The sequence below is a fragment of the Pseudomonas sp. FA-1 genome (assembly GCF_056856075.1).
Window position 1 is genome coordinate 168,548 of sequence record NZ_JBWXTH010000011.1, and the last position, 13,355, is coordinate 181,902.

Genomic DNA, 13,355 nt, shown 5'->3' on the forward strand with positions numbered 1-13,355 from the left:
GCCCCGGGGCGGCTTGCGCCGCGCCCGGAAGCGCCTGACCCAGATTGTTCAAGACGGCTTGCCGACTGACCCGCGGATTTGAGTGACAACCCATGCCAAAACGTACAGACATCAAAAGCATCCTGATTCTCGGCGCCGGCCCGATCGTGATCGGCCAGGCCTGTGAATTCGATTATTCCGGCGCCCAGGCCTGCAAGGCCCTGCGCGAGGAAGGCTTCCGCGTCATCCTGGTGAACTCCAACCCGGCCACCATCATGACCGACCCGGCCATGGCCGACGCCACCTACATCGAGCCGATCAAATGGCAATCGGTGGCCAAGATCATCGAAAAGGAGCGCCCGGACGCGCTGCTGCCGACCATGGGTGGCCAGACCGCCCTGAACTGCGCCCTGGACCTCGAGCGCCACGGCGTGCTGGAGAAGTTCGGCGTGGAAATGATCGGCGCCAATGCCGACACCATCGACAAGGCCGAAGACCGTTCGCGTTTCGACCAGGCGATGAAGGCCATCGGCCTGGAGTGCCCGCGTTCCGGTATCGCCCACAGCATGGAAGAAGCTAATGCGGTGCTCGAGCGCCTGGGCTTCCCCTGCATCATCCGCCCGTCGTTCACCATGGGCGGCACCGGTGGTGGTATCGCCTACAACCGTGAAGAATTCGAAGAAATCTGCGCCCGCGGCCTGGACCTGTCGCCGACCAAGGAGCTGCTGATCGACGAATCGCTGATCGGCTGGAAGGAATACGAGATGGAGGTTGTCCGCGACAAGAAGGACAACTGCATCATCGTCTGCTCCATCGAGAACTTCGACCCGATGGGTGTGCACACCGGCGACTCGATCACGGTCGCACCGGCACAGACCCTGACCGACAAGGAATACCAGATCATGCGCAACGCCTCGCTGGCGGTGCTGCGTGAAATCGGCGTCGAGACCGGTGGTTCCAACGTGCAGTTCGGTATCTGCCCGAACACCGGCCGCATGGTCGTGATCGAGATGAACCCGCGGGTATCGCGTTCCTCGGCCTTGGCCTCGAAGGCCACCGGCTTCCCGATCGCCAAGATCGCCGCCAAGCTGGCCGTCGGCTACACCCTCGACGAGCTGCAGAACGACATCACCGGCGGTCGTACCCCGGCATCCTTCGAGCCTTCCATCGACTACGTGGTCACCAAGCTGCCGCGCTTCGCCTTCGAGAAGTTCCCGAAAGCCGATGCCCGCCTGACCACCCAGATGAAGTCCGTGGGTGAGGTCATGGCCATCGGCCGTACCTTCCAGGAGTCCATGCAGAAAGCCCTGCGCGGCCTGGAAGTCGGCGCCTGCGGCCTGGACCCGAAGGTCGACCTGGCCAACCCGGAAGCCATGAGCATCCTCAAGCGTGAGCTGACCGTGCCGGGCGCCGAGCGTATCTGGTATGTCGCCGATGCCTTCCGTGCCGGCATGAGCCGTGATGAAATCTTCGCCCTGACCAAGATCGACCACTGGTTCCTGGTGCAGATCGAAGACCTGATCCAGGAAGAAGAGAAGGTCAAGACCCTGGGCCTGGCCGCCATCGACAAGGCACTGATGCTGCGCCTCAAGCGCAAGGGCTTCTCCGACCAGCGCCTGGCCAAGCTGCTGGGCGTGACCGACAAGAACCTGCGCCGTCACCGCCACAAGCTGGAGGTGCTGCCGGTCTACAAGCGCGTCGACACCTGCGCCGCCGAGTTCGCCACCGACACGGCCTACCTGTACTCCACCTATGAGGAAGAGTGCGAGGCCAACCCGTCGACCCGCGACAAGATCATGATCCTCGGCGGTGGCCCGAACCGTATCGGCCAAGGCATCGAGTTCGACTACTGCTGCGTGCACGCAGCCCTGGCACTGCGCGAAGACGGTTACGAGACCATCATGGTCAACTGCAACCCGGAAACCGTCTCCACCGACTACGACACCTCCGACCGCCTGTACTTCGAGCCGCTGACCCTGGAAGACGTGCTGGAAATCTGCCGTGTCGAGAAGCCAAAAGGTGTCATCGTCCACTACGGCGGCCAGACCCCGCTGAAACTGGCGCGCGCGTTGGAAGAAGCCGGCGTGCCGATCATCGGTACCAGCCCGGACGCCATCGACCGTGCCGAAGACCGTGAGCGTTTCCAGCAGATGGTCCAGCGCTTGAACCTGCGCCAGCCGCCAAACGCCACCGTGCGCAGCGAAGACGAAGCCATTCGCGCCGCTGGCGACATCGGCTATCCGCTGGTGGTGCGTCCGTCCTACGTGTTGGGTGGCCGTGCCATGGAAATCGTTTACGAGCTGGACGAGCTCAAGCGCTACCTGCGCGAAGCGGTCCAGGTATCCAACGACAGCCCGGTACTGCTCGACCACTTCCTCAACTGCGCCATCGAGATGGACGTGGATGCGGTCTGCGACGGTACCGACGTGGTGATCGGCGCGATCATGCAGCACATCGAGCAGGCCGGCGTGCACTCCGGTGACTCCGCGTGCTCGCTGCCGCCGTACTCGCTTCCGGCCAATGTCCAGGACGAAGTCCGCGAGCAGGTCCGCAAGATGGCCCTGGAGCTGGGCGTGGTCGGCCTGATGAACGTGCAACTGGCCCTGCAGGGCGACAAGATCTACGTGATCGAGGTCAACCCACGCGCTTCGCGTACCGTGCCGTTCGTCTCCAAGTGCATCGGTACTTCGCTGGCGATGATCGCGGCCCGTGTCATGGCCGGCAAGTCGTTGAAGGAGCTGGGCTTCACCAAGGAAATCATCCCGAACTTCTACAGCGTCAAGGAAGCCGTCTTCCCGTTCGCCAAGTTCCCAGGTGTTGACCCGATCCTCGGCCCTGAGATGAAATCCACCGGTGAAGTCATGGGTGTCGGCGACAGCTTCGGTGAAGCCTTCGCCAAGGCCCAGATGGGCGCCAGCGAAATCCTGCCTTGCAGCGGTACCGCGTTCATCAGCGTGCGCGATGACGACAAGCCACAAGTGGCCGGTGTCGCCCGCGACCTGATCGCCCTGGGCTTCGAAGTCGTCGCTACCGCGGGCACCGCCAAGGTTATCGAGGCGGCAGGCCTGAAGGTGCGCCGCGTGAACAAGGTGACCGAAGGTCGCCCGCATGTGGTCGATATGATCAAGAACGACGAAGTGTCACTGATCATCAACACCACCGAAGGCCGTCAGTCGATCGCCGATTCTTACTCGATTCGTCGCAATGCGCTGCAGCACAAAATCTACTGCACCACGACCATTGCGGCAGGTGAAGCCATCTGTGAAGCGCTGAAATTCGGTCCCGAGAAGACCGTTCGTCGCTTGCAGGATCTGCACGCAGGATTGAACGTATGAGCATTACCAAGTACCCAATGACCGTCCAGGGCGCTCGCGCCCTGGAAGAGGAACTGCTCTTCTTGAGCAAGACCGAGCGCCCGCGCCTGAGCCAGGCGATTGGCGAGGCGCGTGAGCTGGGTGACCTGAAGGAAAACGCCGAATACCATGCCGCCCGCGAGGAGCAGGGTATGGTCGAGGCGCGTATCCGTGACATCGAGGGTCGCCTGCAGAACTCGGTGGTGATCGATGTCACCACCATTGCGCACACCGGCAAGGTGATCTTCGGGACCACCGTGGACCTTGAGAATACCGAGACCGGCGATCAGGTGACCTACCAGATCGTGGGCGAGGACGAGGCGGACGTAAAGAAAGGCAAACTCTCGAACAGTGCGCCGATCGCCCGTGCCATCATCGGCAAGGAAGAAGGTGACACCGTTGTCGTCAAGACACCAAACGGCACGGTCGAGTACGAGATTGTCGAAGTCAAGCACATCTGACCGGCATCCGCGGGCGCCATCCCTCGAAGGGATCCTCTGGCAGCTGGCCCAGGTCTTCTGGGTCGGCGGCCTATGGGTATTTCATGTAGGGCTGGTGCCGGCGCTCAAGGTGACCGGCCTTGCGCCATTGCTCGTGCAGGACGTGGCTGCGCAGATCGACCGCTGGTTGATCGGCGTCGCGTTGCTCGGCCTGATGACCCAGCTGGCGGTATTGGCGAGGGTGGATGGCCTTTCGGCCTGGTGGCGGCAGTTCCGTGGCCAGATGCTATTGCTCGGCTTCGGTGCCTGCGTCGGCTACTACACACTGCGCTACGGGATCTCCGTGGGCGAGCGGTGGCAAATGTTCTGTTTCCTGGTGCTGGGCTTTTCCGGCATCGTGCTAGTGGCCCAGCCCGTTCCGGTCAGGGCGCGAAAATCGCGCCATTGACCTGGCTATCCATGCCTTTGTGGGAGCCGGCTTGCCGGCGATGAAGGCATCGCAGTGCTTGGCGCCGGTGATCGCCGGCAAGCCGGCTCCCACAGGTTTGTACGGTTGCGTCCGTACCGTTACTTGTAACGGTGGATGTTGGACAGTTGCTTGTTCGGCTGCGGGTTCTTGCGGTAGATCAGCGCCTTCTTGCCGATAGTCTGTACCAGCTCGGCACGGCCGGCCTTGCACAGTTCCGCGATGGCGGCGGCACGCTCTTCGCGGTCTTCCGAGCGGATCTCGACCTTGATCAGTTCGTGATCGGTCAGGGCGCGCTCCAGTTCGGCGACCACGCCTTCGTTCAAACCATTGCCCGCGACGATCAGGACCGGCTTCAGGTCGTGACCAATCGATTTGTATTGTTTCTTCTGCTCGTTATTGAGCGGCATAATCTGACCCTTTTCGTCTGATTCTGTAAAATTGGTGGCCATTTTACCCGAGGGCCACTGGCTCCGCCCAGTCAATCACGACGCATATCATCGAGGTGCCCTGTGGCGCAACGTTCCAAGAGCAGCCATAACTGGCTGAGAGAGCATTTCAACGATCCTTTCGTCAAGCAGGCGCAAAAGGACGGCTACCGCTCGCGCGCGAGCTACAAACTGCTGGAGATCCAGGAAAAGGACAAATTGATCCGCCCTGGCATGAGCGTGATCGACCTGGGCGCGGCCCCGGGAGGCTGGTCACAGGTGACCAGTCGTCTGATCGGCGGGCAAGGGCGCCTGATCGCTTCGGACATCCTGGAAATGGACTCGATCCCCGACGTTACCTTTATCCAGGGCGATTTTACCCAGGATGAAGTGCTCCAGCGCATCCTCGAGGCGGTGGGCGATTCGCACGTGGACCTTGTGATTTCCGACATGGCCCCCAATATGAGTGGTACGCCCGCCGTGGACATGCCGCGCGCCATGTTCCTCTGTGAGCTGGCCCTGGATCTCGCGACCCGCGTATTGCGCCCTGGTGGGGACTTCCTGATCAAGATCTTCCAGGGTGAGGGTTTCGACCAGTACCTCAAGGATGTACGCAGCAAGTTCGACAAGGTACAGATGCGCAAGCCTTCGTCCTCCCGGGATCGTTCCCGCGAACAGTACCTGTTGGGCCGCGGCTTCAAAGGGGCGTGAGTGACGTTTTGCGGGGCCTCCGATAGTTATTTCCAATCGGCGGTTCCGTCAGGATCGTCCGAACTTCGTGTAGTCTAGCTTTCACAAAGGGTTACAGACGGCGCCTGCGGATGCGTAGGTAATGTAGTAAGTTAGGGCGGTGAATATCATGCGAGGCACGGCAGCGTCGTGCGCCGGCCTCAGAGGGTAGCTAATTGAACGACATGGCAAAGAATTTGATCCTGTGGTTGATCATCGCGGCAGTCCTCGTGACGGTGATGAACAACTTCTCCAGCCCGAACGAGCCGCAGACCCTCAACTACTCCGACTTCATTCAGCAGGTCAAGGACGGTAAGGTCGAGCGTGTCACCGTCGACGGCTATGTCATTACCGGCAAGCGCACCGACGGCGACAACTTCAAGACCATCCGCCCGGCCATCACCGACAACGGCCTGATCGGCGACCTGGTCGACAACCATGTCACCGTCGAAGGCAAGCAACCTGAGCAGCAGAGCATCTGGACCCAGTTGCTGGTGGCCAGCTTCCCGATCCTGGTGATCATTGCCGTATTCATGTTCTTCATGCGCCAGATGCAGGGTGGCGCGGGCGGCAAGGGCGGCCCGATGAGCTTCGGCAAGAGCAAGGCGCGCCTGTTGTCCGAAGACCAGGTCAAGACCACCCTGGCTGACGTCGCCGGTTGCGACGAGGCCAAGGAGGAGGTCGGCGAACTGGTCGAGTTCCTGCGCGACCCGGGCAAGTTCCAGCGCCTGGGTGGCCGCATTCCGCGTGGCGTACTGATGGTCGGCCCGCCCGGTACCGGTAAGACTTTGCTGGCAAAGGCCATCGCAGGCGAGGCCAAGGTGCCGTTCTTCACCATTTCCGGTTCCGATTTCGTCGAGATGTTCGTCGGCGTGGGTGCCAGCCGCGTCCGTGATATGTTCGAGCAGGCGAAGAAGCACGCGCCTTGCATCATCTTCATCGACGAGATCGATGCCGTGGGTCGCCATCGTGGTGCCGGCATGGGCGGTGGTCACGACGAGCGCGAGCAGACCCTCAACCAGTTGCTGGTGGAGATGGACGGCTTCGAGATGAACGACGGCATCATCGTGATCGCCGCCACCAACCGTCCGGATGTTCTGGACCCTGCGCTGCTGCGTCCTGGCCGATTCGACCGCCAGGTGGTGGTCGGCCTGCCGGATATCCGTGGCCGTGAGCAGATCCTCAAGGTGCATATGCGCAAGGTGCCGGTCGGCGAGAACGTCAACGCGGCCGTCATCGCCCGCGGTACCCCCGGTTTCTCCGGTGCCGACCTCGCCAACCTGGTCAACGAGGCCTCGCTGTTCGCCGCTCGCGCCAGCAAGCGCCTGGTCGAGATGAAGGAGTTCGAGCTGGCCAAGGACAAGATCATGATGGGTGCCGAGCGCAAGACCATGGTCATGTCCGAGAAGGAAAAGCAGAACACGGCCTACCACGAGGCGGGCCATGCCATCGTCGGTCGCCTCGTTCCCGAGCACGACCCGGTGTACAAGGTTTCGATCATCCCGCGCGGTCGTGCGCTGGGCGTGACCATGTTCCTTCCCGAGGAAGATCGCTACAGCCTGTCCAAACGTGCGCTCATCAGCCAGATCTGCTCGTTGTATGGCGGCCGTATCGCTGAGGAAATGACCCTGGGCTTCGACGGCGTCACCACCGGTGCTTCCAACGACATCATGCGCGCGAGTCAGATCGCCCGGAACATGGTTACCAAGTGGGGCCTGTCCGAGAAGCTCGGCCCGCTGATGTATGCCGAGGAGGAGGGCGAGGTGTTCCTCGGCCGCAGCGCGGCGAGCCAGCATGCCAGCGTGTCGGGTGAGACGGCCAAGCTGATCGACTCTGAGGTGCGCAGCATCATCGATCACTGCTACGCCACGGCCAAGCAGATCCTGACCGACAACCGCGACAAGCTCGACGCCATGGCCGAGGCCCTGATGAAGTACGAGACCATCGATGCCGACCAGATCGACGACATCATGGCCGGCCGTACGCCGCGTGAACCGCGTGACTGGGACAACGACGCCGGTACCTCCGGCAACCAGGCCTCCCAGGGTGATCGCCCGGAGTCGCCGATCGGCGGTCCTGCGGCTCAACACTAAGGGCATCTATGACTTCAAAGCAGTACCCGACCCGGTTGCCTTGCGGCAACCGGGTTCTTGATTTGTCCCGTACCCATGTCATGGGTATCCTCAATGTCACCCCCGATTCCTTCTCCGATGGCGGGCGCTTCAGTCAACGTGACGAAGCCTTGCGCCACGCCGAAGCGATGGTGGCGGCCGGCGCGACCCTGATCGACATCGGTGGAGAGTCCACCCGCCCTGGGGCGCGGGCGGTTTCGCCCACCGAGGAGCTGGAGCGCGTGGCGCCCATGGTCGAGGCGATCAACAGCCGCCTTGACGTGGTCATCTCGGTCGACACGTCTACGCCAGCCGTCATGCGCGAGTCGGCCCGCCTGGGCGCAGGCCTGATCAACGATGTGCGCGCCCTGGAGCGCGACGGCGCGCTGGATGCCGCCGCGGCTACCGGGTTGCCGGTGTGCCTGATGCACATGCGTGGCGAGCCGGGCAACATGCAGGACAATCCACACTACGACGATGTGTCCGTGGATGTGACGCGCTATCTTGAAGAGCGGATGGCGGCATGCGCGGCCGCCGGAATCGACGCCGAGCGGATCATCCTCGATCCGGGCTTCGGTTTCGCCAAGACGCTCGAGCATAACCTGAGCCTGTTCAAACACATGGAAGTGCTCTACCGCCTGGGGCGCCCGTTGCTGGTCGGGGTCTCGCGCAAGAGCATGATCGGCCTGACGCTGGATCGTCCTGTCGGTGAGCGGCTTTACGGCAGCCTGGCGCTGGCCGCGCTGGCCATGGCCAAGGGTGCGAGCATCCTGCGCGTGCACGACGTGGCTGAAACCGTCGACGTGGTACGCATGATTGCCGCGGTGCAGAACGCCGAATAAGAACATTGGAGTCCCTATGAGCAGAAAATACTTTGGTACCGACGGCATCCGTGGCCGCGTCGGCGAATACCCGATCACTCCCGACTTCATGCTGAAGCTTGGCTGGGCGGCGGGCATGGCCTTCCGCAAGCAGGGCAATTGCCGCGTGCTGGTGGGCAAGGACACGCGCATCTCCGGCTACATGTTCGAGTCCGCCCTCGAGGCCGGCTTGTCCGCGGCAGGTGCTGATGTGTTGCTGCTGGGGCCGATGCCGACGCCGGCGATCGCCTACCTGACGCGTACCTTCCACGCCGAAGCCGGTATCGTCATCAGCGCTTCGCATAACCCGCACGATGACAACGGCATCAAGTTCTTCTCCGGCCAAGGCACCAAGCTGCCCGACGAAGTCGAACTGATGATCGAGGAGTTGCTCGACCAGCCCATGACCGTGGTCGAGTCGAGCAAGCTGGGCAAGGTGTCGCGTATCAACGACGCGGCCGGTCGCTACATCGAGTTCTGCAAGAGCAGCGTGCCGAGCAGCACCAGCTTCGACGGGCTCAAGCTGGTGGTCGATTGCGCCCATGGTGCGACCTACAAGGTGGCGCCAAGCGTCTTCCGTGAGCTTGGCGCCGAAGTCACCGTGCTGCACGCCCAGCCTGACGGCCTGAACATCAACGAAGGCTGCGGTTCGACCCATATCGAGTCGCTGCAGGCTGCCGTACTGGTAGGCCATGCGGACCTGGGCATCGCCTTCGACGGTGACGGTGACCGTGTGCTGATGGTCGATCACACCGGTGCCATCGTCGACGGCGACGAGCTCCTGTTCATCATCGCCCGTGACCTCAAGGATCGCGGCAAGCTGCAGGGCGGGGTAGTGGGCACCCTGATGAGCAACCTGGGCCTGGAGCTTGCGCTCAAAGACCTCGATATCCCGTTCGCCCGTGCCAAGGTCGGCGACCGCTACGTGATGGCCGAGCTGCTCGAGCGCGACTGGCAGCTGGGAGGCGAGAACTCCGGGCATGTGGTGTGTGGCAATCACACCACCACGGGTGATGCGATCATCGCGGCGCTGCAGGTGCTGATGGCGCTCAAGCGTCGCGGCGAGACCCTGGCCCAGGCGCGCCAGGGGCTGCGCAAGTGCCCTCAGGTGTTGATCAATGTGCGTTTCGGCGCGGGCAAGGACGACCCGCTGGAAAATCCCGCCGTGCAGGAGGCCAGTGCCAAGGTCACCGAGGCCATGGCCGGTCGCGGCCGGGTGCTGCTGCGCAAGTCTGGCACCGAGCCATTGGTGCGCGTGATGGTCGAAGGTGACGACGAAAACCAGGTCCGTGGCCATGCCGAGGCATTGGCCAAGCTGGTTGGCGAAGTTTGTGCCTGAAAGACGCTTGCCAGCACAGTTCGGGTTGGGTAAGATCTGCGCCCACTTTGACCGACGAGGTAAAGCATGCGTCGCCCCATGGTAGCTGGTAACTGGAAGATGCACGGTACCCGCGCCAGCGTCGCTGAGCTGACCGAGGGCTTGAGCAATCTGGCCCTGCCGAGCGGTGTGGAAGTCGCGGTGTTTCCACCGGCCCTGTTCATCAATCAAGTGATTGATGGGCTGCAAGGGAAGGGGATCATCGTCGGAGCCCAGAATTCTGCTGTACAGCCCGAACAGGGCGCGCTGACCGGGGAGATCTCACCGGCTCAGCTAGCTGAGGTGGGTTGCAAGCTTGTGTTGATCGGGCATTCGGAGCGTCGCCAAATCATTGGCGAGAATGACGAAGTGCTCAACCGCAAGTTCGCAGCCGCCCAGGCAAGTGGTTTGAAGCCCGTGCTCTGCGTAGGGGAAACCCTTGAGGAGCGCGAGGCAGGCAAGACGCTCGAAGTCGTTGGGCGTCAATTGAGCAGTATCATCGACGCGTTCGGTGTTGCCGCTTTTGCCAACGCAGTAATCGCCTATGAGCCTGTTTGGGCCATCGGCACAGGTCTGACGGCCTCGCCCCAGCAAGCCCAGGATGTGCATGCAGCCATTCGGGCGCAGTTGGCGGCGCTGGACGCTGAAGTTGCCCAGAACGTGCAGCTTCTCTACGGCGGCAGCGTGAAGGCGGCCAATGCGGCCGAACTGTTCGGCATGCCGGATATCGATGGGGGGCTCATTGGTGGAGCGTCCCTGAACGCAGACGAATTCGGTGCAATTTGTCGCGCCGCAGGAAACTGAACAAATGCTGGAAACAGTCGTAGTTGTTTTTCATCTGTTGGCGGCCGTGGCACTCGTAGTGTTCGTGTTGCTGCAACAGGGTAAAGGTGCGGAAGCAGGTGCATCTTTCGGCGCAGGTGCTTCAAATACTGTGTTCGGAAGCCAAGGTTCCGCTACCTTTTTGAGTAAAGTTACTGCTATACTTGCTGCCACTTTCTTTTTGACTGCTCTTGGGTTAGGATACTTCGCTAAAGAGAAAGCTCACCAGCTGACTCAAGCAGGTCTGCCAGATCCAGCAGTGCTGGAAGTCAAAGAGCAGAAGCCGGCAGTAAATGATGATGTACCGGTGCTCCAGGAGAAGAAGAGCGAAACCACCAACGCTGGTGATGTACCTCCTCCAACCGACGAGCAGAAGTAACGGGTTTCAAGAAGTAGTATTGCCGAGGTGGTGGAATTGGTAGACACGCAACCTTGAGGTGGTTGTGCCCATAGGGTGTAGGGGTTCGAGTCCCCTTCTCGGTACCAATTGAAGCATGAGAGCCCGCTTTAGCGGGCTTTCTTGCAGGTGGAGGTCGGATTGACCCTGTAACGGGTTCGGTCTTATACTTTCGCCCCAGCTTTGTCGCGGGGTGGAGCAGCTTGGTAGCTCGTCGGGCTCATAACCCGAAGGTCGTTGGTTCAAATCCAGCCCCCGCAACCAGCTTCAGCGGAGCCCCTTTTCAGGGGCTTTTTGCTAGCTGAACAGTTCTTCGCGTCGTTGTCCAACGGCGCTTTCAGGGATGGGCGCTTTGCCCATTTTTTATTTGCACAGCATGCACGAGGGGGTTCAGGTGTCGAGCAAGCTAGAACAGTTGCAGGCCTTGTTGGCCCCGGTGGTCGAGGGTCTGGGCTATCAATGCTGGGGGATCGAGTACGTTTCCCAGGGTAAGCATTCGGTACTGCGTATCTACATCGACAAGGAAGGCGGGATCCTGGTGGACGACTGCGAAGCGGTCAGTCGCCAGGCCAGCGCCATCCTCGATGTGGAAGACCCGATCACCAACGAATATACCCTTGAGGTGTCCTCTCCTGGCATGGACCGCCCGCTGTTCACTCTGGAACAGTTTGCCTCGCATGCCGGCGAACAAGTGAAGATCAAGCTGCGTACGCCCTTCGAAGGTCGTCGTAACTTCCAGGGCCTTCTCCGCGGCGTGGAGGACCAGGATGTGGTGGTCCAGGTGGACAACCATGAATTCCTGCTGCCGATCGACTCGATCGACAAGGCCAATATTATTCCCAGTTTTGACTGAGACGTGCCGGGCCCGGCGGACTATCCGGGCCCAATGGCTTGCGCAAGGCGAGGCGTACGATGAGCAAAGAAGTACTGCTGGTTGTTGAATCGGTATCCAACGAAAAAGGTGTACCGCCCGGCGTCATTTTCGAAGCGCTGGAAGTGGCTCTGGCCACTGCAACCAAAAAACGTTTTGAGGACGAAGTCGACCTGCGTGTGGAAATCAACCGCCACACCGGTAGCTACGAGACCTTCCGTCGCTGGACCGTGGTTGACGAAGCCGATCTGGACGATCCGGCAATCGAGACCTGGTTGAGCAAGATCCACGAGACCCACCCGGATGCCAAGGTCGGTGACGTGATCGAGGAGAAGATCGAGTCGATCGAATTCGGCCGCATCGCCGCCCAGACCGCCAAACAGGTGATCGTGCAGAAGGTTCGCGAAGCCGAGCGCGCCCAGGTGGTCGACGCCTACCGCGAACGTGTTGGCGAGATCATCTCCGGCACGGTCAAGAAGGTGACCCGCGACAACGTCATCGTCGACCTGGGCAACAACGCCGAAGCGTTGCTGGCCCGTGAAGACATCATTCCACGTGAGACCTTCCGTGTCGGCGTGCGCCTGCGCGCACTGCTCAAGGAGATCCGCACCGAGAACCGCGGCCCGCAGCTGATCCTGTCGCGCACCGCGCCTCAGATGCTGATCGAGCTGTTCCGCATCGAAGTGCCGGAAATCGCCGAAGGCCTCATCGAAGTCATGGCCGCCTCCCGTGATCCGGGGTCGCGTGCCAAGATCGCCGTCCGCTCCAAGGACAAGCGCATCGACCCGCAAGGTGCCTGCATCGGCATGCGCGGTTCGCGCGTCCAGGCCGTATCCGGCGAGCTGGGCGGTGAGCGTGTGGATATCGTCCTGTGGGACGAGAACCCGGCGCAATTCGTCATCAACGCCATGTCGCCTGCCGAGGTTGCAGCGATCATCGTTGACGAGGACGCCCATGCGATGGACATTGCCGTCGCCGAAGACAACCTGGCCCAGGCCATTGGCCGTGGCGGTCAGAACGTTCGCCTGGCCAGTCAGCTGACCGGCTGGACCCTGAACGTGATGACCGAAAAGGATATCCAGGCCAAGCAACAAGCAGAAACCGGCGACATCCTGCGCAACTTTATCGAGGAACTGGAAGTCGACGAGGAGCTGGCCCAAGTGCTGGTCGACGAAGGCTTTACCAGCCTCGAAGAAATTGCCTACGTACCGTTGGAAGAAATGCTCAACATCGATGGCTTTGACGAGGACATCGTCAATGAGCTTCGCGCTCGTGCCAAGGACCGTTTGTTGACCAAGGCCATCGCTACCGAAGAAAAACTGGCAGACGCCCACCCGGCCGACGACCTGCTCTCCCTCGAGGGCATGGACAAGGACCTGGCGGCGGAACTGGCGGTGCGCGGCGTGGTTAACCGCGAAGACCTGGCCGAGCAGTCGATTGACGATCTGCTCGACATCGACGGCATCGACGAAGAGCGTGCCGGCAAGTTGATCATGGCCGCCCGAGCCCACTGGTTCGAGTAATTAGGCGTGGCCTGAGGAG

12 protein-coding genes and 2 tRNA genes are annotated in these 13,355 nt (G+C 61.5%); 13 read left to right on the forward strand and 1 reads right to left on the reverse strand.

All coding sequences use genetic code 11. The features are described 5' to 3' along the window. Nucleotides 1-92 precede the first annotated feature (92 nt). From carB to AC1MHZ_RS19785, 3 genes are read left to right on the forward strand one after another with little or no spacing between them, the layout of a single operon-like run. The gene (carB, locus tag AC1MHZ_RS19775; RefSeq protein WP_482966818.1) at nt 93-3,314 is read left to right on the forward strand and encodes a carbamoyl-phosphate synthase large subunit; all 3,222 of its coding nucleotides are present in this window, start codon (nt 93-95) and stop codon (nt 3,312-3,314) included. Continuing rightward, nucleotides 3,311-3,793 (forward strand): transcription elongation factor GreA, encoded by a 483-nt coding sequence (greA, locus tag AC1MHZ_RS19780; protein ID WP_003258067.1) that lies wholly within the window; start codon nt 3,311-3,313, stop codon nt 3,791-3,793. Before carB ends, greA begins: the two co-directional genes overlap by 4 nt. Next, complete coding sequence (locus AC1MHZ_RS19785) at nt 3,771-4,220, forward strand: MFS transporter (protein WP_084855484.1); 450 nt, start codon at nt 3,771-3,773, stop codon at nt 4,218-4,220. Before greA ends, AC1MHZ_RS19785 begins: the two co-directional genes overlap by 23 nt. Before the next feature lie 119 nt (nt 4,221-4,339). Here the strand turns inward: AC1MHZ_RS19785 and yhbY are convergent, their stop codons facing one another. Beyond that, nucleotides 4,340-4,648, reverse strand: a complete 309-nt coding sequence (yhbY, locus tag AC1MHZ_RS19790; RefSeq protein WP_084855483.1) for a ribosome assembly RNA-binding protein YhbY — start codon at nt 4,646-4,648, stop codon at nt 4,340-4,342. Between the two features lie 102 nt (nt 4,649-4,750). Between yhbY and rlmE the strand changes: the two genes are divergently transcribed. The 10 genes from rlmE (at nt 4,751) to nusA (ending at nt 13,336) form a co-directional block, all read left to right on the forward strand. Beyond that, nucleotides 4,751-5,377: a 23S rRNA (uridine(2552)-2'-O)-methyltransferase RlmE gene (gene rlmE, locus AC1MHZ_RS19795; protein WP_084855482.1), complete on the forward strand. Its 627-nt coding sequence runs from the start codon at nt 4,751-4,753 to the stop codon at nt 5,375-5,377. Between the two features lie 203 nt (nt 5,378-5,580). Beyond that, nucleotides 5,581-7,488 carry an ATP-dependent zinc metalloprotease FtsH gene (gene ftsH, locus AC1MHZ_RS19800; RefSeq protein ID WP_084855481.1) on the forward strand — a complete coding sequence of 636 codons (1,908 nt, stop codon included), beginning with the start codon at nt 5,581-5,583 and terminating at the stop codon, nt 7,486-7,488. A gap of 8 nt (nt 7,489-7,496) precedes the next feature. Continuing rightward, nucleotides 7,497-8,348 carry a dihydropteroate synthase gene (gene folP / locus AC1MHZ_RS19805; RefSeq protein ID WP_084855480.1) on the forward strand — a complete coding sequence of 284 codons (852 nt, stop codon included), beginning with the start codon at nt 7,497-7,499 and terminating at the stop codon, nt 8,346-8,348. Between the two features lie 16 nt (nt 8,349-8,364). Beyond that, nucleotides 8,365-9,705 (forward strand): phosphoglucosamine mutase, encoded by a 1,341-nt coding sequence (gene glmM / locus AC1MHZ_RS19810; RefSeq protein WP_480462124.1) that lies wholly within the window; start codon nt 8,365-8,367, stop codon nt 9,703-9,705. A 66-nt stretch (nt 9,706-9,771) separates the two neighbouring features. Continuing rightward, nucleotides 9,772-10,527 (forward strand): triose-phosphate isomerase, encoded by a 756-nt coding sequence (gene tpiA, locus AC1MHZ_RS19815; RefSeq protein WP_084855478.1) that lies wholly within the window; start codon nt 9,772-9,774, stop codon nt 10,525-10,527. 4 nt (nt 10,528-10,531) lie between these two features. Further along, nucleotides 10,532-10,924: a preprotein translocase subunit SecG gene (secG, locus tag AC1MHZ_RS19820; RefSeq protein WP_084855477.1), complete on the forward strand. Its 393-nt coding sequence runs from the start codon at nt 10,532-10,534 to the stop codon at nt 10,922-10,924. A 21-nt stretch (nt 10,925-10,945) separates the two neighbouring features. Then, a tRNA-Leu gene (locus AC1MHZ_RS19825) sits at nt 10,946-11,031 on the forward strand. Between the two features lie 98 nt (nt 11,032-11,129). After that, a tRNA-Met gene (locus tag AC1MHZ_RS19830) sits at nt 11,130-11,206 on the forward strand. Nucleotides 11,207-11,336: 130 nt separating this feature from the next. Then, complete coding sequence (gene rimP / locus AC1MHZ_RS19835) at nt 11,337-11,795, forward strand: ribosome maturation factor RimP (protein WP_043210161.1); 459 nt, start codon at nt 11,337-11,339, stop codon at nt 11,793-11,795. Between the two features lie 59 nt (nt 11,796-11,854). Beyond that, nucleotides 11,855-13,336 (forward strand): transcription termination factor NusA, encoded by a 1,482-nt coding sequence (gene nusA / locus AC1MHZ_RS19840; RefSeq protein WP_070092245.1) that lies wholly within the window; start codon nt 11,855-11,857, stop codon nt 13,334-13,336. Nucleotides 13,337-13,355: the final 19 nt, after the last annotated feature.

What these genes read in the sequence shown, in the direction of transcription:
- tpiA (WP_084855478.1), top strand. Translation starts at nt 9,772, where the DNA reads ATGCGTCGCCCCATGGTAGCTGGTAACTGGAAGATGCACGGTACCCGC.
- glmM (WP_480462124.1), top strand. Translation starts at nt 8,365, where the DNA reads ATGAGCAGAAAATACTTTGGTACCGACGGCATCCGTGGCCGCGTCGGC.
- folP (WP_084855480.1), top strand. Translation starts at nt 7,497, where the DNA reads ATGACTTCAAAGCAGTACCCGACCCGGTTGCCTTGCGGCAACCGGGTT.
- ftsH (WP_084855481.1), top strand. Translation starts at nt 5,581, where the DNA reads ATGGCAAAGAATTTGATCCTGTGGTTGATCATCGCGGCAGTCCTCGTG.
- greA (WP_003258067.1), top strand. Translation starts at nt 3,311, where the DNA reads ATGAGCATTACCAAGTACCCAATGACCGTCCAGGGCGCTCGCGCCCTG.
- nusA (WP_070092245.1), top strand. Translation starts at nt 11,855, where the DNA reads ATGAGCAAAGAAGTACTGCTGGTTGTTGAATCGGTATCCAACGAAAAA.
- carB (WP_482966818.1), top strand. Translation starts at nt 93, where the DNA reads ATGCCAAAACGTACAGACATCAAAAGCATCCTGATTCTCGGCGCCGGC.
- yhbY (WP_084855483.1), bottom strand. Translation starts at nt 4,648, where the DNA reads ATGCCGCTCAATAACGAGCAGAAGAAACAATACAAATCGATTGGTCAC.
- secG (WP_084855477.1), top strand. Translation starts at nt 10,532, where the DNA reads ATGCTGGAAACAGTCGTAGTTGTTTTTCATCTGTTGGCGGCCGTGGCA.